We start from the raw sequence: 20,618 nt of genomic DNA on the forward strand, positions 1-20,618 counted from the left end.
ACTTTGAAGGAGGACGCCATGCCCTACAACAAATTCCTCGTCCCGGTTAGCGCTCTGCTGGCAGGGCTCATTCCTGCGAAGCTGCAAGCTACCCCTGCTGTTCCGGGTGATCTGATTCCTAGCGAATTGGTTCAGGAACGGGATCCTTCTACCCCCACTCCAAACGACACAGTGTTAATGAACCTTCAGTACATGCTTAAGACCGAATTGCACAGTCTCATTCTTCGTCAATCTCAAACAGGTACTCTTTATGCCGGACATGGTTCGCACATGTCGCACTCTTCTCATGCATCGCACTCTTCTCACCGATCTGGGTACTAAACAGATTTGGCGATGAAAACCTTCGTGCTACCTATCAGCGCTGCAATTGCTGCTCTCCTCTCCCAAACCCTTCCTATGCAAGCCAACGTGATACCAATGGAATAAGGACAGACATGGACTTCTCTCGATCTACATTTGCCATGTTGTCAATTCAGAACCATCTATCGTCGTTACAGTTGGCCTGCCAACAGTTTGGTATAAAGCTGGCCACACACAGTTCACATCGGTCCCATTCATCGCATCGATCGCATAGCTCTCATCGGTCTGGACTATAGAAGCTGCATCCTGGTTCCATTTGGAGATCCTCTTTTAATGAATTCCATATTTGTCGAATTTGACCTCAACGCATTTTCGTTGAATGTCGTGAAGTTGGCTGCATACCGATATCTCCATCTCTTTACAACAGATATCATGGTCAACGATCAGCGCATTCAGTGCGCACTGCAATTTGCATCTACGCTAAGTCAAGACAAGACACAGCAGATCGTGAACGATTTTAAGAAGGAAGTCTTGGATCAGGACTTGAGAGAAAGACTAAAGGCCGAAACTGAGACCGTAAGGAACCTCATTTTGGCCCATGCTTTTTCTAAAACTGGTTTGGCGGACCAATGAGCCATTTCCAAGGGATTGAAAGCTATCATCCCGCCATTGCGGAATATCATCTGCTGCCATTTCGCTTTAGCCATCTGCAACATGAACAATATGTCCTTTCCAACCTTGCAGGGGAATACCTCGTATTAGACCGCGACGCCTTATTGGATTTAGTCACACATCGGTTAGATCAGAACAATCCTATCTATACCGATCTACGAGCCCGACACTTTCTCATGGATTCTAGTACTTCGATTGCACCCACACTAATAAGTCTAAAACTTAGGACGCGCTACCAGAGACTAGCGGAATTCACCACCCTTCACATTTTCGTAGTCACACTTCGATGTGAACATGCTTGTCCTTATTGCCAGGTTTCAAGACAGTCGGAGGATACCCTCAGTTTTGACATGAGCCAGGAAGCTGGTAGTGCAGCGATTGATCTCGCCTTAAAGTCACCTGCTCAACTTCTCAAATTTGAGTTTCAAGGTGGAGAGCCGCTACTGAACTTCCGATTGATCCAATCGATTGTCTTAGAGGCTAAGGGGAAAGCCGAACGATTGGGGAAGCAGCTCACGTTCGTGATTGCCACCAATTTGGCTTTGATGACCAAAGAGATCCTAGATTTTTGTCGAGAGCACTCAATTTTGATCTCCACATCTCTTGATGGCCCACGCGAACTTCACAATACTAATAGACCGCGTCCTGGTGATGACAGTTATGAAAGGACTGTTCGGGCCATTGCCTTGGTGAGAGGAGCTTTGGGACCTGATCGTCTCTCAGCGTTAATGACGACTACCGAAGCAAGCCTCTCCCAGGCTAAGGAGATCATTGATGAATATATGTCACGAGGTTTTCCCGGCATTTTTCTGCGAGCACTCTCACCCTATGGCTTTGCGATAAAGACTAGGTCTTACCGTGCCTATAACACAGAGCGCTGGTTGCGCTTCTACAAGGAGGGCATCGAATACATTATTGAACAGAACAGACAGGGGCGCGATTTTGTTGAGTACTATGCGGCAACCATTCTCAAGAAGATGTTCACAAGTGAAGACCCTGGATATGTCGATCTAACAAGTCCAGCAGGCATTGGAATTGGAGCGATTGTCTACAACTATGACGGGTCCATCTATGCTTCTGATGAGAGTCGGATGCTCGCTGAGATGGGCAACGACCATTTCAAGCTTGGTCATGTCCTGACACATTCCTATAAAGACATCTACACGTCGCCACGACTCCTGGAGGCGTTGGAAGAGTCATTTGCCTATAGTGCTCCGATGTGTCACGACTGTGCGTTTGAACCATTCTGTGGAGCTGATCCGGTGTTTCACTATGCGACCTCTGGAGACTATGTCGGCAGAAAGCCGGAATCGGAATACTGTAACCGCAACATGGAGATAATAAAGTTTCTAATTTGCAGGATGGAGGAGGATCGTTTTGTCCGACAGCTATTCACGAAATGGGCGAATCGTTGATGCTGAAGCTTAACGGACATTTACCGATGCTACAGACCGCAACACGAGATGCCTATCTTGTTACGGTCACCACGAATGACACCCTTCCTTCAGACTTAAGAAGTGGTCGAGCATTAATGATGGGGCCGGGCTTGGATCCTGAAGGCTTCAAGGCAGTACTCGTGAAGGAACGAGTGGATGCCGTATCGACTACTGATTCAAAGCGCGATGTCTTCCTACTGTCCAATGACTATGACTATTTGGATGAAGGGGACATCTTGCGGCTTGATCCGAACACGGGGGCAATGCGCTGCTTGCATCGCAGAAACTCTCATCACAATACGATCCTCTTAACCGAGCGTTGTGACCATTATTGTTTGATGTGCTCGCAACCGCCAAAAGAAATTGACGATGCATGGTTATTGGATGAAGCTAAGAATCTCATCTCGCTGATTCCTCGCGAAACCCAGCACCTAGGATTCTCCGGTGGTGAGCCGACCATGTATGGAGAACGCTTTATTGAATTGCTTCAGCACACAAAACACTGTCTTCCTACTACTGCAATCGATGTCCTTTCAAATGGGCGAGCCTTTAAAGATATTGATTTCACAAGGAGCTATGCGGAGGTAAATCACCCCAACCTCATGATGGCAATCCCAATCTATTCCGATGATCCGGTCAGGCATGACTATGTTGTACAAAGCAAAGGCGCATTTGATGAAACGGTTCTCGGTATCCTGAACCTAAAATCTCTGAATCAACGGGTAGAGATACGAATTGTCATTCACAAGCAAACCGTGGATCGCCTTGTTAATACCTGCCAGTTCATTGCTCGCAATCTCCTATTCGTGGATCATGTTGCCCTTATGGGATTGGAGATAACTGGTTTCACACGCACTAATCTGGAAACGCTTTGGATTGACCCGTACGAGTACAAAGACATTTTGAGCGAGGCCATCACAACATTGAATTCCTATGGCATTCCAGCCTCAGTATATAACCATCAACTCTGCACCATTAATTCTGATGCTATGAATAACTACCGCAAGTCTATCAGCGATTGGAAAAATGAATATCTTGAGGAGTGCGGCGCATGTACGAAGAGAGACATATGCGGAGGCTTATTCAGTTCATCAAAGAAGTACAAACACAGTGCTTACATTAAGGCATTTCTGTGAACACCGCTTAAGCGATTGCCTGAAAGGGACATGATGAAGTATTTCCCTCTCATACTCACGTTAACTGGCATGTTGTTGAGCTTATGGGCACTTCCCTCCATAGCTGTGGAAGTAAATCCATCTGCAGAGATGATTGATGGCGCAATTAAGGACGGAGATACCAACCGAGAGAGTCAAGGAATTGAGGGAACAACAAACCGCTTTGGTAAGTATGATTCTATCTGCGGTGGATGGGGATTTCTTCAGACAAAACTATGGAATGTGCGAGAGACGAGCAAGGGCAATGCAAGGAAAATGAAAGCTACGCAGGCCATAGACATTGAACAGTATCTATCAGCTAAAACGATGCTCGTCACGTATGCCTTCTGTAGCATATCGTTCAAACCAACTGACCACCATGTAGTTTTGAAACAAGGAAACAGGGTAGTCCAACCTGTCAAAGTCTCCGTCTCTCGCCCTGAGTATGTAAGCTCCAACACTTACATGCATACCGTCCAAGCGCACTTCAGCTATGACAGCTTTGATCCCATAGCAGAAACCATCCTGATTGTAATTCCCAGCGTTGAGGAGAAAAGAGAGTACGGCTTAAATCTTGCTGAGTATCGATAACGATGCCTTCCTTGAAAACAGCTCTCATCCTTGCTTTCCTCCATTGCACCGCCATAGCGGCATTCTCGTTTACTGGCCAAGTGGTAGCAATCGTTGATGGTGACACAATTGAGGTACTCCACAATCTAAAAGCGGAACGTATCAGACTCAATGGCATTGACTGCCCTGAGAAGAGCCAAGCCTACGGTAAGAGTGCCAGGCAAGCTGCCTCCACCTTAGTCTTTGACAAGGAAGTCACCCTTCAAATTTACGGCAAGGATTGATATGGGCGCTTCCCTCGCCGAGGTACTGCGTTCAGAAGGAACGAACATCAATCACGAACTGGTCAAAGATGGGTGGTGCTGGTGGTGTCGGCAATATGCTCCAGCTGATATGGTTCTAGAAGGTTTGGAGAGTGGAGCACGAGCGGCAAGGAAGGGCTTATGGAACGATCCTAACCCAATACCGCCGTGGGAATGGCGATAGAGGGCAAGTTTAAACTATGGGTAATGGGTAATCAAACTGCCCTTTCCACCTTGGCTAGTAATCTAGATGCAGGAATGGACAAACCTCGTGAAAGTCTCAAAATCACACTAAGCGTAGATGGTTTCAAACCTCGCTCAAGCTGGCTTATGTAGGTTCCGTGGACTTCCAGGTAAAACCGTTAGTTCGGTGCTTCAACAGCGGTGAGCGCATATTGAGTCAAGATAGATTCTTAAGGGGTGGCCACTTGAAGACCTAAAATAATCCGCATTACAATTGCCGCTCTTGAAAAAGTGGAGGAGATATTATGGCATCGATACTACAAAAGAACATATTCGGTATTGGAAAGTTTAATAATTATCTGGTCGCTGGAAATATCTGTAATGCATTCGCTCTCGGCGAACTGGGTTCGACAGAAGACTTCTTCCTTGTCGGTGCTGAGCCGCCAGATGAATCGAGCTTTCCTTTACTGACGGGGAACTTATTAGATTCGGATGGTAAGGTCTTATTTCGTTTGGTGAGGAACATACTAATGATCAACCCTGGTCATTGCTCAAAAGTTATCGGGGATCACATAGGATATGAAATACACGATAGCAATGGCGTTCAAATTCTAAAAGTCGCGACCCGCTTTGAAAAGTTACCCGGTAATCTGCCCGAGTGTTATGTTACTACGATGTCGGTCAATTGTTTTGATAAGTCTGGAAAGCTCGTATTTAAAGGTCAGTCTGGAGAGGAGGATGAGCATATTGAATCGAGTGTTAAATCGTTATTTGGACTCGATCAAACTTTTGGTGCTGTTCAAGGGTTCACAGATGAAGAGCTGGAAATGGCAAGGGCAATGCTTTTGTCAGGCGGTCGCATTCATAAAGTTTTATCGGGCTCCATTCAGGGCCAAGACATTTGTCTAGATGGTGTCGCGTTGAATAACGCACATATAGACAACTGCAACATTAGTGTTTCGTCAACTGACTTTATGTTTATTGGGAAAAGCAGCAGTTTTTCTAATTCTAGATTTCAGTTTATTGGAGGAGCTAGCCTGATCAAAGACTTAGTGCTAAGGATGAGCGCGTCATAGTCTCCGGGAGTAGACGGAACAGTTCGCCCCAAATTTTATCTGACGTGAACAGGGCTGTCTGTCGCTCGACATCTTTTTAGATTATCACTATACCTATAGAATCCTTTATATCCGCCGTGTATCGCCTTTTACCTGAATGGCCCCAGGCCCACAGCTAAGTACCTAGCACAAGGGTGGCACCCCACCTCATAACCTCCAAGTTCCAGCGCATTGCTTGCCGTCAGCTCGGCTATACGGATTTAGACACTCAGTACAGGTGTTATTACAGTGTTAGGAATTGGTACAAACAGGAAGGATTGGCGAAGAGAAACGCCTAAACGATGGGATAATGCAAAGTGCGAATCGCCACAATAGGCGGGAGGATTGCCCAGGTCTTCAATGACTTGAGCAATCCCCTTTCACTGATTTGTAAACCGCAGGTTGGAGGTTCGATTCCTCTCGCCAGCTCCATACCTTTCATTGATATTTCAGGTAATTGCAATTTCGATCCAGTCCGTGTGTTCTTTGCAGAGGCTCCGCTTGCTACCACTTTGCTACCACTAACTAACGCAGCGGCGGAAATTACCTGAAGAGAATCCAACCGATCCAACGCGCCAGGAGCTTTCTTCTTCAGCCAACGGCCATAGGTTGAAACGGTCAGTTCAATAGTGGCGTGACCTAACTGCTCTTGCACATAAACGGGGCTGATACCGTCCGCAAGTAATATCGAGGCGTAGGTATGCCGGAGAGAGTGCGGTGTGAAATGCGTCGGTAGCTTTGCCTTTTTCAAAATAGATTGCATCGCTTTTCTAACATTAGCTGCATCTAAAGGCGTTCCAGCTTTCGTTACAAAGAGCCAGGGCGGAAGCTCAGCCCAACCATACTTAAGCTTATCCTCTTTGCGCGTCGTATCCTGCGTGGCCAGGGCTTGCGTCAACGTTTGAGAGATATCAACTGTCCGGCCATGGCCACACTTCGGCGTCCCAAGTTCGCCATCTTCGCAAAAGGCACGGCCAATTCGGATTGTTTTTGAGGGGATGTCCACATCCTCTGCTTGTAGCGCCAAAGCTTCTCCAAGTCTCATACCCGTCCCAGCCAAGACAAAGAAGAACGGATAGTAGCGAGGCGCTTCGCGCATTGCCGTCGCCAAGAAGATTTGGCGTTGCTCTATGGTCAAGGCTTTGATTTCTTCCTGAGTAGCGGATTTCGAAAAGGTCAACTTGAGCGTTCGTCCTAGCTTCGATGCAGGGTTAGAAATGATCAGTCCGTCGTCAATCGCCGCGTTCAGCATTGCCCGTAGAACCGCCTGAATGTTACGGACGGTCCGCTTTTCAAGTCCCTCGTTCAACTTCTCCGCCAACAACAGTTTGATACGTCCACGATCTAGCTTTTGAACCGTAACTTTCTCAAACCGAGGCAGAATATGGAGCGTGAGAATTTCCGAGTAACGGTTGAGAGTACGTGACTTTACCGTCTTTCCGATCAACTTCTTCCAGTGATCGCTATAATCCTTTATATTAATATTGGCCGGAACAGTCGGATTAAGTCGCTGGCGGGATTCCGGTCCAACCTTATCGCGATGTGCATCTGCATCGGTCTTTTTGTGAAAAGTCTTCCAGTGGCGTACTCCGGATCCATCGCGCCAATCAACTACATATTTACCTCGTCGCTTCCTTACACAGGCCATACTCACTCTCCCTTGTGAGCTGCTTGTTTAGATCGTTCCTTTGGTCCTTTGGCCTTTCTTGTGTGGCCGTCCCAGTAGGTAGAGTGCGAACTCCCTCGCACCGCGCATCCGTTGCTCGAATGCCCCCTTAATGTTTTCGTCTGCCAGGTGCAGCGCGAAACCTTTTAGACTTTCTTCAACGAACCGATCAAAAGGAGCCATAATTCCGCCCTTCCCTCTGTTAGCTAGGATTGTAATAAGTCGGGCAGCAGGTTCGTAAATGTCAATCTCGTTACGTTCCCATCGTGCGACTGTATTCGCTGTGACACCTATCTCATCCGCCATGCGATCCTGTGTCCAACCAAACTCTTCACGAATTGTTCTTAGCTCGCTTCCAGTCATGAGACCCATTCTATACATAACGTATATACATCGTCAACCTATCTGTGCCGCCATTCCGATCAGCTTGTAGGCGTGAAGTAACTTGAAGGGGCCTCAACAGTCGGGAGCAGATTAATCTAGCTAAAGCGCAGTCATCAGTAACTTGCTATGCGATAAGCTGAAGGTCACGTACTAGCAGAAGAGTCACTGTTCAATTGTGTCCCATTGGTTCGTCAATGTGGCATATCCAAGGTCTACATAGGCGTGAAATTGCTCTGCGGAAAAGTTCTGTTTCGTTGTGGGAAAGTGCGGGAAATCTGGATCGCATTCTTTGCTAACTGCCTTTCGTTTTTCATACCAGCTTTGAACAGTAGAAGAATACTTTTTCCCAAGAGCGCTTTTAGCAGCGCTGTCTCGGGATGCGAGGTCGAACTCCTTATTGTCCACCGCCATTTTTATGTAAACAACGCGCAGTGTGTTATTCCCATCCCCGAGAGGAAAAGGACCGACTCTTCCGATCATTACAGGGCGATGCTTGTTAAACGAAAGTTGTAGCGGACAAATCTGATCACTGCTGGGGTGAGGCTTCGGATTGACGCAGAGCGTCCTTGGAACGATGGAATCTATATCCTCAATTTTCAGGTCTACATCCATTTCTTTGCTTAAGGCGTCTCGCAGGCCACGATAATCACAAAATTCATATTGCGGATCATATCCGGCGTCAACGACGATGATCTCTTCACATAACCGGCGAATGGCAGTATATGCGCCTAGGTTGTCAATAAAACCTCCATCGGCAAGATATACACCGGATTCTTTTTCAAGCGGCATATACCCGCCGAGGCTTGCCTCTGTGAGTTGAACCGCGATTTGCGAATAATGGCTGTCTTCGTGGGTTGCGTCTACGGCAGCGCCGGATAAACGTGCAACTCGGTCGATCCTAGTCCAACCAGTCTCTGAATTTTCGGGGTTCCAGGGATAAAATCCCACCGCATCGGAACCCATATACGATGGGGTGATTTCGAAGATTCGTGGCCCCCACTTTGTATAAGTCCTGTCAGGAACGACAAGCGCCGAATTGAAAACGACGGTAGGCAGGTGATGCGAACTTACGATTTCCTTAATATCGGGCATCGCCGTCACATAAATCTTTCCAGAAGGGGCGGTTAGAAACGCTCTTCTGATGGCCGTCTCATATTGAATCTGAAACCATGTTGCATCTACATACATTATCCTGCCATCCATGATCTGCGCGAGAGCGAACATTGTACCACTTAGATATCTAAGGGATGCACTAAGCATAGACCGAATGGAAGGCCACTGTACGAACTTTGCACGGTCCGCAACGTAATTAATGTGTGTATCATCAAACAATGAACTTAGAGAACCCTCTGGGCTTGCATGCCTTTGAGTATAAAGCCACGCTGCCGCGTATGAACCGCCAGAAACGCTCGAAATAAGATCGAGGTTTTGTAGGCGCCCTTTTTCTTCTAGTGCTTTCATTACACCAATATTAAAAGCAGCTGATCGAATGCCACCACCTGAAAACGTAATGCAGTACCGTGGGGTTCCTTGTCCAGCATTTTTATAATATTGCGCTTCAACTTGGCGATAGTGTGACAGTGCTTTCTCATTGTGTTCTGCTATCCGTAAGACCTCTAGATTGGAGATGGATTCAACACGAACGCCCCGAACAACATTTGAATCCTCCCGAGGCGTAATGTTCGGTACGTTAGTGATGAATTGCCCGCAGCAGACAAGTGTGGAAAGCGTTAGGCAAAGAAGAGTCGCATTTGCTTTCCGGATGGAAGGATACTCCATTGCACTTTACCCATCGAGTCCGACTTGCAACCAATTGTTAGGCCACCACTTGAGTTTACTCATACAGAGGTTGATCCGCTCAGCGATGAAAAGGAACTGGAATCCGGTTTCTGTTATTAGGCTATTGCCATGTCAATTTTTCTATTTGCGCCTCTTAGAGCGACTGTTTCAAGACTAATTTATTTCAAACGATGCGTTTTGAGCCATTATCTTTTTCAGCTATTAATTCGAAGGATCTCCTCTACCCTGCCCATTCCCTGATACCCCAGGATTATCCAAAGCATATCGCGCCATAAAAGCAATCTCGTCCTCGATCATTTCTGCAATAACCGGCTCCAGTGCCGCGTTTGTGAAGTCGATACGATGGTCTATGCGAACATCAGCCGGATCGAGGACCAACCTAGAAATCTCATCTAATTCCCCATGGGCAATTGCTAAGCGAAACTCTGATCGAACATGATCCAGAAAGGCTCCGACTCTTTTCCCAACGTAAGTAGGGAAGTATTGTCTGGTCAGATTGTTGTCCATCAAGAGTCTGTTAGGTCGGTCTGGTCTGATCGTATTTGCCAAAACTTTCTTATCATTCTCCTGGCGAACTTTCGTGATGATTTCCCGAACCCTATAGAGACAGAGGAGTCGATAAGGAGGCCTTGCTGAGCTCGTGCCTTCACGGAACAAGCGTAACGCAGGTTTGATGCTAGCCGGGATTGTCGCTGCTTGATCAATGTTCTCAGGTATCAGTTCGCGCGGGGAATAGGCGTACGTCCTGTACTGTCTGCAGAATTTCCCTTCATTGGCGTGAACATCTATACTCCGAACTGATAGCGGAAGGCGTTTAAGAAATGAAATTGCATCAAGAATATCGGCCACGAGTTGACCCGTATGCCGGATCGCCTTTTCAAAATTAGATTCCGGTGTCTCGATGATTAACTTCTGCAAGACCTGATTGGCTGTTCCAAAGCGGAGAGTCGCCTCTTTCTGGCCTTCGGGATATGTTGTGTCAACGTATTTGAGGGAGATATCAAAGCGATCGAATTCCTGACTAGTCTTGAGGTACGAATACCCCTCTTCGAGCCGAAAAGAAGGTAGTTCGCTTTCATACAGTACAAACTCTGTCCCCAGGGTATATTCGATTCGAAATGGTCCTGTAGGAATTTCCTCTGACGAATTCACACTCATATCGAGAGCAAAAGTGTGCCCTTGCATCCACGGCTCAAGTCGGTAGCGAACGACCTTCTTCCCCTGATTCTCTTCAACTTTTAAAGACTTCTGACTGCTTACTAACAGATCAGTCTTCGCAACAGAGTCGAAGGGCTCATTGGGCATATAGCCAACCTCTTAACTGATGGACGACCATTCTAGGATCGAAAGAGATGGCCTTCGATCGCTCTTGTGGCAAAGGGCGCGAGAGCAATATCGGACACGACATGTGTCTACGAAGAACATTTCTTTTTAGATCCGTAAAGGATGGTCGATTACCATAAATTAATCAAGCCGTAGGATCACAAGCTGTCCGTCAAGCTGGCTTTATTTGCAATTGGAGTCAGTTGAACCCCAGCTCGCCTGCCGCTACTTTTTATCTTGGTACTACAAACCCGAAAAGAGAGCCTATATTAGGCCGGTGGGAGGGGGTACTCCGGATAAAGAATGAAATAGAGATTCGCAAGGAATGAGGAGTGATAGCTTGCAGCAGATGCCATCTTTAGAATCACTCCCTACGCAGTCTCATTGTCACTCGTATTTGCTACCACCTTGCTACCAGGACAGGACAAACAGGCCCCATCTGGCCCCATGTCTGATGAGTCCTGGTTTGTGGTTTCTTGTGGGCTTAGGTTGTCTGAGGAAGGATCTAAGAGATTTTGTAAACCGCAGGTTGGAGGTTCGATTCCTCTCGCCAGCTCCACACCTCGCTCGTGCGTGCCAGCGGCTCTTCAGGCGAAGCCTCTCCCTATTTCCGCCGACAGATAAACACCACTTAGGCCGGTTCAGGCGCGGTAGACCTACCGAAATCGACACTTACGGAAGCTCATTGGATAATTCTATCCAACTTGGGTGACCCAATCTGGCACCGGATAACTGGTCACGTTGGCCTCCCCTCCACAATGATCACATATTCTCTGACGAGTAACCGACCCATGCCTTCGGAGTTTGGCCCAGTAAAATTTGATTTCGTCTTCATTCCAAGGTGCGGTGAATGACAACCGATCACAACATTTCGGACAGTATTTAACCGTCATCGTCATGATTGCGCCCTCGCCTCGACGAATAGTGGAGATCGGCTCTGGCTTTTCGTCTGCGGCAATGCTCGACACTGATGAGAAATTTTTTGGGGGACAGGTACAATTTACATTTATTGAGCCTTATCCAGACCGGCTTCTAAGCCTACTTCGGAACAAAGATGTCGAACGCTGTGAAATCATAAAACAACCGGTTCAGATGGTGAGCGTAGACCATTTTGACAACCTCTGTGAGAATGATTTCCTTTTTATCGATTCCTCACATGTTGGAAAGATTTGCAGCGATGTTCTTCATAATCTTTTCACACTCCTCCCGTCTTTAAAGAAAGGCGTCATCGTACATTTTCACGACATCTTGTGGCCATTCGAGTATCCTCAGAGATGGATTGATTTTGGCAGAGCGTGGAATGAAGGCTACTTCATGAGGGCTTTTCTGCAATATAATAAATCGTTTGAGATCTTGTATTTTAATTCATACATGGAATTCCACCATTCAAGCTTCTTGAAGGACAATCTGCGACTGACCTTGAAACCCCCATCAAATGACCTCACGCCAGGGAACACAAGCCTGTGGCTTAGAGTCTGTTGAGACTTCAGCTCGCCTACCCCTTATTTCGTCCTGGTGTTGTAAACCTTAAAAGAGTCACAAGCCCATGAGGCGTGGCAGGGTGTGCCGATCCTGCGGGAAGTCGTGAGCTCATGAAGGCCGTCAAGCTCACACGTACATCGGCCGACGGTCGCCAAGAGTGACCCAGCCTCGAATGATGCGATATACGAACCACAGTCCGACCAGAGTGATCGGTAGCCACACGAAGAGGAGGCCGATCCCAAAGGTTGCCATAATAAAAGCCACGCATAGGGAGATCCAAAGCAGTCCAAACCAGAACGTTCGAATCTGCCAGCGAAAGTGCGATTCAAGCCAGGTCCCGCGCGCCTCGCTCCGCTTGATGTAATTCAGAATGACCGCGATGATCGAAGGCCAGCCGGTGAGGAATGCGCCGACCACCGTGGCGGTGCCAATGATGCCGGTCAGCAGGCTGAACGCATGCAGGGCGTACACGACCTTTGTCCAGGTGACCAGTGAATCCACGCGTTCGCTCCATTCTCACTTTCAGTGGTGAGTACTGGTAAATCAAGACCGTATGTTCAGCATATTCACCATCTTCGGTCTAACGCAATAGCATGAGTTACCTAGCGCGCATGCTCCAGCTCGTGTTGGGTACAGCCAGGTAGTTGGAGGCAGGTGGTGTAACGGTCACTTTTGAAGAGGTGCTGCAAAGCGGAAATGGTGCCTGAGCCAATGACGGTGGCGGGGTGTGCCGATCATGGAGGGGTAGCCGGTGTTAACCCAGTGTTGCTGGAACAGACAGGCTGGTCTGAATCGATGTGAACGAGGGCCACGTGGGACTGGAAGACAGTCGCATATTGAAGCAAGGCGCTACCACCAGGTCCAATTCTGGTTGCATATCACCCGCTTGAACCTCTGCGTTAACACCTCAGTCGTTGGCTCTCATGATCCAGCCATGACTTTCCCAAACAGTTGCGTGATCGCCCAAAGTAGAAAGAGGCTGTACACCAGCCCAAAGAACCATGGAAAGCTGATGGCGCGGTGCGCCCACCATCGCCGATGTTGACGAAATGCCCATGTAGGCTCAAACCGAGGCGGTTGATTTCTTGCATCTTCGATGGGCTGCTGCGTTTCATGCAGGAGGTAGGCATTCGTAAGCAGCTTGCTTTCGACCCACGCGGGGTCTTGCTCAATCCCTCTCAATTGCCACTCCCACAGAGCGTTTTGCCCAGAAAAACGGCCAAGAACAATCGCCATTTGCAAGCAGAGCAACACCCCAAAGATGGAGAGCACCAGAATCAGGACGGTAAAGAGCAGCGCGAGAGATTCCCGAGACACCATGAGGCCGATCACTGCCACAAATATGGAATTGGCGGTCAAGTAATCGGATAGCAGACTGTGATAATCCCGGACACCGGATGTCCAAAGGGTCAGGAGATGCTCGTAGGTTTCATGGAGACCAGGCTCTGGTTTCATAGTGAGGGCTCACTGCTACTATGAAGGACTAGGTGAATCATATCAAATGCATCACCCTCTGCATGTGGATAAACATTCATCAAATTGTGATCTCATGACATGTGCCATTTGGATACACATTGGCTAGAACACGCGCGCACTTTCTCCCACAGAAACCATAGCTTTCCTTTGTCGTGATGCTACAAACCGCATATGGGTCTCCTGCTTATGCCGGTGGAAGATCCGCCGGTTCGAGGATGGCAGGTGCGTGTTATTAGCGTGTCTAGGCAGCTATAGATCAGTAGATCAGTGCGAAACAGGATGATCGGGACTGAAGAGAAGCGAAACACCTCTCGTGCTCCCGTGTTGGAATGAGAACGGATTGCCCAAATCGTCAATGCCTTGAGCAATCCCCTTTCAGTGATTTGTAAAGCGCAGGTTGGAAGTTCGATTCCTCTCGCCGGTTCCGCACCCTCCTTTGGTAACTCCGGCAAGTTATATTGCGTGTGGATCTTCATCAAGGGAACCCCATCTCAGGGACTGGTCTCAACTCCTTGCGCCTAGAACATTCGCTCTCTTACAATACGCCCCCACACACACCATAAAGGTCTTCAACCGTGGCCTACATTCTACGGCCCTATCGTCGTTTCTCCATCATGAGCCCTCGGAAAGTACGACTCCGTGATGGGATCGGAACCCTCCCCCATCTCTCTTCCTGTAGCTCGAGAATCCATGGCAATCTTCCGCGGAACCTGAGCAATGTGTGCTCAGTGAAAGTCAAACTGACGTTTGAGAAGCGAGCGATACATGACAAAGAATGTGGGATAGAAGCGATTCAGATTAGAGCCATTAGGTTCTCATTTTAAAGGGAGGCACCGGCACTTGAGCACCAAAGAAGGAGAGGAAGGGTGGCGCTATTGGTTAATGGCACTTCGGCAAAGATCTCCTGCATTAACCTCGGTACTGGTCCTTCTCCTGCTAGGCATACCCGTGTCGGAACCTTTGCTTCATGCCGAGGATGAAAGTGTACGACCAATCGATGATCTCAACACGATCCTGATGGAGAATACCTTCCGACTCGAAGGGAAGGGCAAGGGTGGGATTGTTACTGGCACAGTTTTCCTCATTGGCAATCAAAGGGGGGACAAGCCTGACCTCCGCATCGTGCTTGTGACCGCCGCGCATGTGTTGGCCGATATTGTGGAGGATTTCGCCACACTTCATCTCCGCCAGAAAGCGGAAGGAAATGAGTGGACACGTGTCCCATTTGCACTTCCGATAAAAAACAAGGGCGAGCCACTTTGGACTAAACATCCGAAGGCGGATATCGCTGTCATGTATGTTCGTTTACCATCTGCCGCGGTATCCGCAATATCTAGGCACTTAGATACGTCGCTGTTGGCGGATGATGACATGCTGCGTCGCTATGAAATCCATCCAGGCGATACCCTGTATTCCCTCGGTTATCCATTAGGTTTTGAGTCAAATGGCGAGGGCTTTCCTATATTGCGTAGTGGTAAAATCGCGTCCTATCCTTTGATCCCAACAAACAAAACAAAGACATTTATGATGGATTTCGAAGTCTTCGGCGGTAATAGTGGAGGACCGGTCTATTTTGTAGATCATAACCGTACGTATAACCAAGCCACTCATCTCGGTCAGACCAACCGATTCATCGTAGGTGTGCTGATCCAGCAGGTTCAAACCAGCCAAATTGTCAGAGAGCTCTTTCCCGAGCGAACCCAGCAATACCCCGTGAAGCTCGCTGTGGTCGTTCATGCCAGCCTACTCAAGGAGACCATTTCACTCCTTCCATGACAACACCAGAATGCTTTGTTGGCAGTCATCGGGGTATCGTCATCTTTGAAATAGTCGAAGCCTGAAGCATGAACTAGTCAAAGACGATTGGTGCCCATGTTGGTGATGTAAGCACCGTGCCATCATTTTTGCTTTCTCTCGTTCAGAATATTCACTGAGCCATCGCCTACTCGACCACACTGAATTCGTAATCAGAGCCCTGCAGGGCAGCCAAGAGTTCCGCCGCATGATCGCGTCCACGAGTTTCCATCGTAATATCGATCGCCGCTTCGTTCAAACTGACTCCATAGTGAGCACGGTTATACGACGTCTCCACGATATTGGCCCCCGTCTTGGCGATCATCGAGGCCAGGCCTTCTAACGCACCAGGATAGTCTGGAAGAAGGACCCGAAGACGCAAGCGTCGTCCGTCCCGAACCATGCCTTGCTCAATGATTCTCGCCAATAGGTTCACATCAACATTGCCGCCGGACACCAGCACCGCGATGTTTTTCCCACGATGGCCCATTTTGCCTTGTAGGACCGCGGCGAGGGCAATGGCACCAGCACCCTCCGCTACGGTTTTCTCACCTTCCAATAAGAGCAGGATTGCCGCCGCAATGTCGTCTTCGTCGACCGTCACAATGCCATCGACATATTTTTTCACGAGCGGCAACGTGCGTGTGCCCGCTCTGCGCACCGCAATTCCATCGGCGAGAGTCGATTGCGCGGGAACGCCAACGGGCTCTTCGCCTTCAAGGGCAGCTCTCATCGAAGGCAAGCGTGCTGTCTGGACACCGATGATCTCAATCTGAGCGCTTCGGCTCTTGACCGCGCAGGCCACGCCGCCGATCAACCCACCGCCTCCGACCGGCACGACAATCACATCCAGCGCCGGATTCTGCGCCAGCAGCTCTATGCCAATCGTTCCTTGTCCGGCAATGACTGCCACGTCATCGAAGGGATGAATGAACGTCGCCTTCCTTTCGATACTTGCTTCCACGGCTGCCTCACAAGCTTCGTCATAACTATTGCCGTGAAGAACGACCTCTGCCCCGTACGAACGAGTCGCGGAGAGCTTGATGAGGGGCGTTGATCGCGGCATCCAAATTTGGGCGGGGATGTGGTGCTGCGTCGCGTGATAGGCCACGCCTTGGCCATGATTCCCGGCTGAGGCCGCAATGACACCCACTCGCCGTTCGTCCTCGGTCATTGTCAGGATGCGATTCAGTGCACCGCGCTCCTTGAAAGACCCGGTCATCTGCAGATTTTCCAGCTTGAGGTAAATGGAATTGCCGGTCAGTCGGGACAGCGTTTTCGAGTGGACCAGCGGAGATTCATAGATCGAGTGTCGAATGCGACAGGCGGCGGCTTCAATCGACTGCAGAGTGACCATGTTCCTTTCTCCCTTTCTGTCACGTGCTTCTTGTTCGTACACAATAAAAAACCCCTGACGGAGATCAATCCGCCAGGGGCCTCACGTCGATGACGTGATAGTGCAGGCCGGCTTAGGCGGAATTGGCGATCATCATCGCCACCGCCATGCTAATCCCGAAACTCCGAAGAATGGTTGTCATTGGTGGACTCTCTGGCACGACCGATCTATTACGGGTGTGACTTATATCATCGGAGAATCATCATATCAAGGCAGACTCATGGTCCGTCCGTCTGTAGCACATCCGCGCGAGTGTGGATCGTTAGCGGCGCATTTTCCTCTGCCCGACTATTGACGATTACGCACGTCCATCTGTACTCCGCAACCACCTTTTCCTAAGGCTACCGTTTCCTGCCGCATCTCCGGTAGTTCACCCACGATTTTCCCCGCCGCTCGACCATAATCGCACCTCTGCGAACGCAGATTGACTCACCCTAAGGGACCTGGTGGATTTCCTAGGCCACACCCTACCTCGTACTGCCGTACTATGAAAAACGTCGACCGAGGACAACCCACAGCCATGAATCTTACGCGGGGGTGGAGACTTCCGCATTCAGGGAGGTGCACCATGTTATCGATTCACGCGGACATCTATCTTGATTTGCATTCCAAGGGCAGCCGAGCTTCTCACGACCATGCCGACCGAGGAAGCGATTGGGCGGAATCCGAATATCACGGACGGTCGATCAAATTGTGGTCTGCCCAGGCAGATGATGGGACATGGGTCTGTGAATACACCATCGTAGAATTCTGGCCAACACGGTCGTTCAGCGAATCGGGATACCCTGTAGGCGACTATCGTACTCGCGACGAGGCGGAAGCGGCAGCACTGGAAGTTGCGCGCAGTGTCATTGATTCACGCGATCCTGTCAGCGATCCCCTTCAGCTCAAACGGCTCTCTCTCAGCCACAGATGAGCCATATACTATCTATCAGGTTAACAATTTCAATTTCTTCGAGAGAGCGGCAACGCATCTCCCATTCACATTCGCTCACTCTATACATATGCGAGGCGCCAGGTCATTCCTGAGTTAGTACGCATTCGCATTGTTCTCACCACGTACACACCAGACGTTGTGACTGTCCGTGACTTTTATGTCGTGCACCATCCCCATGACGAATCCCACATTCCACGCGTGGGTCGGTTTACCGGCAAACGACGTCGCTGACCAATAGTGGGCAGCCTGCACGTTTACGAAGGGATGGCCCGCCTGTAGAGTGGGGCCCGGTGAGACGGAAGGATCTACCAGGCTTGCCAACTCGTGCACCGATGGAAGTCTCCAACCCATACGCCCGCCAATCTTGCGGCTCGTACACTGAAACCGTGCGGTTGTCCAATTCACGGTCTTCGTCTCCGGGGATTGTTCCCAGACCAACCCTGTTTCGTTATCCCGCACCGCTGTTCCACCAAAATCTGCCAAGACGGTAAACCGCGCGGTGCCAGGTAACTTCTTATCCCAGCTTTGTGAGAGACTCGGTTGATCTGTCGGCGAGCGTTGTTCCCCCTCAAGCGCATTGGCAGAATGCCACTCTGCGACAACCAAACTTCCGAGTATCACCCCTAGGACACCGATACCTCTTATCCATCTGTTGTCGACGTGCATGATACTTCCTCCCTCTATCTGGATGGCACAATGGCTTGGTGATCATGTACCGACCGCGACACCCATCGCCAGCGGACTACTCTATTCCAGGCAGGCGCCATTTGACTAGATGCTGCACATCGAATATGGGAACGCAAGCTTATGCCGGTAGCAGGATACGCCGGTTCAAGAAAATGGCGGGTGTTACTACGGATTTGAGGGGAACGACAAAATGGAGTGAATAATCAGGTCTGCGTGCTTCAACTTTCAGTAGTTTTACTGTCAAAAATACAGTCTGTCCCTCATGGTTGGAGATAGTCGTCTCTTGTAGAGTTAACCAACCCAGTTAGCCGATCAACGGTAGCGAGATACGGCACTTGGCCTGCGAACAAGGGAGATGACCATGGAATACTATAAGCAGCGAAGGATCGACGTGGCCCCCGTACGACAAGCGAATGGGACCTGGCATTGCCCGTATATGATTATTGAATCCAGACAAACCTGTTGGGGATGCCAGACAGGATGCCTCGATGGCAACTTCTCCTCCCGCAAGGAGGCCACAACGGCAGCCCTGAAAGAGGCAAAACGTAGGGTCGATGCACTCGAACGATTTGCACCACCGCCTAAGGGTTCTCGCAGACTGAACGTGATCCACTGATGCGAGGTCAAGACGAGACCTCGGCCGAGGAGCGATGCACGAGGCAACGGGCATGAGCCGGCTCCTCAACCTGTGCCAGGAGGGCCGTCTCCCTACGTCTCATAAGCCCAGACAGTGAAACAGTTTCATAACTTCCTCCCCACCCTTCTGGCCTGGTGTTGCATCCCTTAATAGAGTCCTCAGCTTATGACGTCGGCAGAGTGCGCCCATCATGCCAGGTGGGCTGATTGTTGCTACTCAAGCAACAGTCCATGGGCAATTGCTGATGGATAAGCAACAGCGAGCCTTCTGCTTCTTATCGTACGCGTGAGTTTCTGAGACTTTCCGCATCCATGCTTCAATCAGCCACTGGCATGCTCTCTGCCCTTCTGGATCACGTACCTGAGGGGAGACCAATGTCGGACTATACGAAACGCTGGATCGAGTTGAGACGCTGGGAACGGCAAGCGGATGGAACCTGGAACTGCCACTATGTCATTTTTGAGTTTGGAACCCGAGCATGGACGTGCAAGAAAGGATGTCCTGACGGCACCTTCAAAACCCCGGAAGAGGCAGAAGTCGCCGCGCTGACACAGGCCCAACAGATCATCGATTCCCTTCACACCTCTGTCGCAGGTCTATAGAAACGCCATGTCTCTTGGAAGTCTCCCAAAGGTGAGACAGATCCCAGATCGCCTCTGCACCTGGTGCAACATACTCATGAAGAAACGGCTGATCGGCGGTGAGCACTACGTCCATTACACTTGCCCGAAATGCATCTTCCAGCACACGAGTCGACTGAGCGCCAAACCCTAGCCTACACGCCGCGCATCATGAGACGAGCGGTTCTGTCCGCACGTCCATCTACGGATCGATGTCATACCTCGGCAGGTTCGCATGGCGATCGATGCAGAATGATGAGGGAACAGAAGCCATGGAATGTCTTAACTACATTGCTTGAATTGGACCATGCAGTTTCTTGATACACACGATCGCATCGTCATCTCTGCCATAGACCACCGGGTATTCTCTCATCGCGGGTAAAGGTCGGTCAGCGGTAGACAGGGGAGAGGTCATGGAAAACATCGTCCAGGTGAATCAGGACCTCTATCTCAACATGGTGGAGGCGGTGAAGATCGAGGCCCACGGGAAGAGCTTCCGTATCTCAATCCGGAACGGCAATGGGTCCCTGACTGAGTATTACTGCCATCCCGAAGCGCCGGGCTATGAGAAACTAAAAACCCTCTTAGCAAATGCTAAATAACGGCGAGGCTCTTTATGTGACCAACTCAGGGAAGGTCGATGACAGTAGGTTCGCCACCCTCAGACACTGAAGCAACTTCACCACGTCCTACCCGCCTTTTCTC

The 20,618-nt window shown here is 49.6% G+C and carries 21 protein-coding genes; 13 read left to right on the top strand and 8 right to left on the bottom strand.

What is annotated here, in order from left to right; all coding sequences use genetic code 11:
- Positions 1-633 precede the first annotated feature (633 nt).
- The 7 genes from hxsD to H8K03_04275 all read left to right on the top strand — a co-directional run bounded on the left by hxsD (position 634) and on the right by H8K03_04275 (position 5,693).
- Positions 634-933 (top strand): His-Xaa-Ser system protein HxsD, encoded by a 300-nt coding sequence (hxsD, locus tag H8K03_04245; GenBank protein UVT21135.1) that lies wholly within the window; start codon positions 634-636, stop codon positions 931-933.
- Positions 930-2,387 carry a His-Xaa-Ser system radical SAM maturase HxsB gene (hxsB, locus tag H8K03_04250; protein ID UVT21136.1) on the top strand — a complete coding sequence of 486 codons (1,458 nt, stop codon included), beginning with the start codon at positions 930-932 and terminating at the stop codon, positions 2,385-2,387. Before hxsD ends, hxsB begins: the two co-directional genes overlap by 4 nt.
- On the top strand, positions 2,387-3,544 hold the full coding sequence (gene hxsC / locus H8K03_04255; GenBank protein UVT21137.1) for a His-Xaa-Ser system radical SAM maturase HxsC: 1,158 nt from the start codon (positions 2,387-2,389) through the stop codon (positions 3,542-3,544). The genes hxsB and hxsC overlap by 1 nt, the downstream gene beginning before the upstream one ends.
- A 30-nt stretch (positions 3,545-3,574) precedes the next feature.
- Positions 3,575-4,153 (top strand): hypothetical protein, encoded by a 579-nt coding sequence (locus H8K03_04260; protein UVT21138.1) that lies wholly within the window; start codon positions 3,575-3,577, stop codon positions 4,151-4,153.
- 11 nt (positions 4,154-4,164) lie between these two features.
- A complete protein-coding gene (locus tag H8K03_04265) occupies positions 4,165-4,416 on the top strand; it encodes a thermonuclease family protein (protein UVT21139.1) in 252 nt (83 codons plus the stop codon).
- Position 4,417: 1 nt separating this feature from the next.
- The gene (locus tag H8K03_04270) at positions 4,418-4,618 is read left to right on the top strand and encodes a thermonuclease family protein (protein UVT21140.1); all 201 of its coding nucleotides are present in this window, start codon (positions 4,418-4,420) and stop codon (positions 4,616-4,618) included.
- Positions 4,619-4,922: 304 nt separating this feature from the next.
- Complete coding sequence (locus tag H8K03_04275; protein ID UVT21141.1) at positions 4,923-5,693, top strand: hypothetical protein; 771 nt, start codon at positions 4,923-4,925, stop codon at positions 5,691-5,693.
- 313 nt (positions 5,694-6,006) lie between these two features.
- Here the strand turns inward: H8K03_04275 and H8K03_04280 are convergent, their stop codons facing one another.
- From H8K03_04280 to H8K03_04295, 4 genes are all read right to left on the bottom strand, one after another.
- Positions 6,007-7,359: a tyrosine-type recombinase/integrase gene (locus tag H8K03_04280; GenBank protein UVT21142.1), complete on the bottom strand. Its 1,353-nt coding sequence runs from the start codon at positions 7,357-7,359 to the stop codon at positions 6,007-6,009.
- A 27-nt stretch (positions 7,360-7,386) separates the two neighbouring features.
- A complete protein-coding gene (locus H8K03_04285; GenBank protein UVT21143.1) occupies positions 7,387-7,740 on the bottom strand; it encodes a helix-turn-helix domain-containing protein in 354 nt (117 codons plus the stop codon).
- 183 nt (positions 7,741-7,923) lie between these two features.
- Positions 7,924-9,540 (bottom strand): patatin-like phospholipase family protein, encoded by a 1,617-nt coding sequence (locus H8K03_04290; protein UVT21144.1) that lies wholly within the window; start codon positions 9,538-9,540, stop codon positions 7,924-7,926.
- A gap of 222 nt (positions 9,541-9,762) precedes the next feature.
- The gene (locus tag H8K03_04295) at positions 9,763-10,866 is read right to left on the bottom strand and encodes a hypothetical protein (protein ID UVT21145.1); all 1,104 of its coding nucleotides are present in this window, start codon (positions 10,864-10,866) and stop codon (positions 9,763-9,765) included.
- An 864-nt stretch (positions 10,867-11,730) separates the two neighbouring features.
- Here H8K03_04295 and H8K03_04300 point away from each other — a divergent pair.
- Positions 11,731-12,366, top strand: coding sequence for a class I SAM-dependent methyltransferase (locus H8K03_04300; protein UVT21146.1), 636 nt, complete (start codon positions 11,731-11,733; stop codon positions 12,364-12,366).
- A 126-nt stretch (positions 12,367-12,492) separates the two neighbouring features.
- Here H8K03_04300 and H8K03_04305 read toward each other — a convergent pair whose 3' ends face one another.
- Together H8K03_04305 and H8K03_04310 are read right to left on the bottom strand one after the other, a co-directional pair.
- Positions 12,493-12,867, bottom strand: coding sequence for a hypothetical protein (locus tag H8K03_04305; GenBank protein UVT21147.1), 375 nt, complete (start codon positions 12,865-12,867; stop codon positions 12,493-12,495).
- A 420-nt stretch (positions 12,868-13,287) separates the two neighbouring features.
- Positions 13,288-13,821 (bottom strand): hypothetical protein, encoded by a 534-nt coding sequence (locus H8K03_04310; GenBank protein ID UVT21148.1) that lies wholly within the window; start codon positions 13,819-13,821, stop codon positions 13,288-13,290.
- A gap of 861 nt (positions 13,822-14,682) precedes the next feature.
- Here H8K03_04310 and H8K03_04315 point away from each other — a divergent pair.
- The gene (locus H8K03_04315; protein UVT21149.1) at positions 14,683-15,618 is read left to right on the top strand and encodes a trypsin-like peptidase domain-containing protein; all 936 of its coding nucleotides are present in this window, start codon (positions 14,683-14,685) and stop codon (positions 15,616-15,618) included.
- A 166-nt stretch (positions 15,619-15,784) separates the two neighbouring features.
- Here the strand turns inward: H8K03_04315 and H8K03_04320 are convergent, their stop codons facing one another.
- Positions 15,785-16,993 carry a threonine ammonia-lyase gene (locus H8K03_04320; protein ID UVT21150.1) on the bottom strand — a complete coding sequence of 403 codons (1,209 nt, stop codon included), beginning with the start codon at positions 16,991-16,993 and terminating at the stop codon, positions 15,785-15,787.
- A 607-nt stretch (positions 16,994-17,600) separates the two neighbouring features.
- Here H8K03_04320 and H8K03_04325 point away from each other — a divergent pair.
- Positions 17,601-17,948, top strand: coding sequence for a hypothetical protein (locus tag H8K03_04325; protein ID UVT21151.1), 348 nt, complete (start codon positions 17,601-17,603; stop codon positions 17,946-17,948).
- Positions 17,949-18,062: 114 nt separating this feature from the next.
- On the opposite strand, the gene H8K03_04330 is transcribed toward H8K03_04325, so the two are convergent.
- Entirely contained in the window at positions 18,063-18,635 is a 573-nt protein-coding gene (locus H8K03_04330; GenBank protein ID UVT21152.1) for a DUF1566 domain-containing protein, read from the bottom strand.
- A gap of 1,032 nt (positions 18,636-19,667) precedes the next feature.
- Here H8K03_04330 and H8K03_04335 point away from each other — a divergent pair.
- The 3 genes from H8K03_04335 to H8K03_04345 all read left to right on the top strand — a co-directional run bounded on the left by H8K03_04335 (position 19,668) and on the right by H8K03_04345 (position 20,515).
- The gene (locus tag H8K03_04335; protein ID UVT21153.1) at positions 19,668-19,895 is read left to right on the top strand and encodes a hypothetical protein; all 228 of its coding nucleotides are present in this window, start codon (positions 19,668-19,670) and stop codon (positions 19,893-19,895) included.
- A 31-nt stretch (positions 19,896-19,926) separates the two neighbouring features.
- Positions 19,927-20,067 carry a DUF1610 domain-containing protein gene (locus H8K03_04340; GenBank protein UVT21154.1) on the top strand — a complete coding sequence of 47 codons (141 nt, stop codon included), beginning with the start codon at positions 19,927-19,929 and terminating at the stop codon, positions 20,065-20,067.
- Between the two features lie 259 nt (positions 20,068-20,326).
- Entirely contained in the window at positions 20,327-20,515 is a 189-nt protein-coding gene (locus H8K03_04345) for a hypothetical protein (protein UVT21155.1), read from the top strand.
- Positions 20,516-20,618: the final 103 nt, after the last annotated feature.

This window comes from Nitrospira sp., assembly GCA_024760545.1.
Taxonomy (GTDB): Bacteria; Nitrospirota; Nitrospiria; order Nitrospirales; family Nitrospiraceae; genus Nitrospira_D.

What these genes read in the sequence shown, in the direction of transcription:
- H8K03_04285 (UVT21143.1), bottom strand. Translation starts at nt 7,740, where the DNA reads ATGACTGGAAGCGAGCTAAGAACAATTCGTGAAGAGTTTGGTTGGACA.
- H8K03_04280 (UVT21142.1), bottom strand. Translation starts at nt 7,359, where the DNA reads ATGGCCTGTGTAAGGAAGCGACGAGGTAAATATGTAGTTGATTGGCGC.
- H8K03_04330 (UVT21152.1), bottom strand. Translation starts at nt 18,635, where the DNA reads ATGCACGTCGACAACAGATGGATAAGAGGTATCGGTGTCCTAGGGGTG.
- H8K03_04275 (UVT21141.1), top strand. Translation starts at nt 4,923, where the DNA reads ATGGCATCGATACTACAAAAGAACATATTCGGTATTGGAAAGTTTAAT.
- H8K03_04295 (UVT21145.1), bottom strand. Translation starts at nt 10,866, where the DNA reads ATGCCCAATGAGCCCTTCGACTCTGTTGCGAAGACTGATCTGTTAGTA.
- hxsD (UVT21135.1), top strand. Translation starts at nt 634, where the DNA reads ATGAATTCCATATTTGTCGAATTTGACCTCAACGCATTTTCGTTGAAT.
- H8K03_04310 (UVT21148.1), bottom strand. Translation starts at nt 13,821, where the DNA reads ATGAAACCAGAGCCTGGTCTCCATGAAACCTACGAGCATCTCCTGACC.
- H8K03_04320 (UVT21150.1), bottom strand. Translation starts at nt 16,993, where the DNA reads ATGGTCACTCTGCAGTCGATTGAAGCCGCCGCCTGTCGCATTCGACAC.
- hxsC (UVT21137.1), top strand. Translation starts at nt 2,387, where the DNA reads ATGCTGAAGCTTAACGGACATTTACCGATGCTACAGACCGCAACACGA.
- H8K03_04325 (UVT21151.1), top strand. Translation starts at nt 17,601, where the DNA reads ATGTTATCGATTCACGCGGACATCTATCTTGATTTGCATTCCAAGGGC.
- H8K03_04260 (UVT21138.1), top strand. Translation starts at nt 3,575, where the DNA reads ATGATGAAGTATTTCCCTCTCATACTCACGTTAACTGGCATGTTGTTG.
- H8K03_04270 (UVT21140.1), top strand. Translation starts at nt 4,418, where the DNA reads ATGGGCGCTTCCCTCGCCGAGGTACTGCGTTCAGAAGGAACGAACATC.
- hxsB (UVT21136.1), top strand. Translation starts at nt 930, where the DNA reads ATGAGCCATTTCCAAGGGATTGAAAGCTATCATCCCGCCATTGCGGAA.
- H8K03_04290 (UVT21144.1), bottom strand. Translation starts at nt 9,540, where the DNA reads ATGGAGTATCCTTCCATCCGGAAAGCAAATGCGACTCTTCTTTGCCTA.
- H8K03_04345 (UVT21155.1), top strand. Translation starts at nt 20,327, where the DNA reads ATGGAAAACATCGTCCAGGTGAATCAGGACCTCTATCTCAACATGGTG.
- H8K03_04335 (UVT21153.1), top strand. Translation starts at nt 19,668, where the DNA reads ATGTCGGACTATACGAAACGCTGGATCGAGTTGAGACGCTGGGAACGG.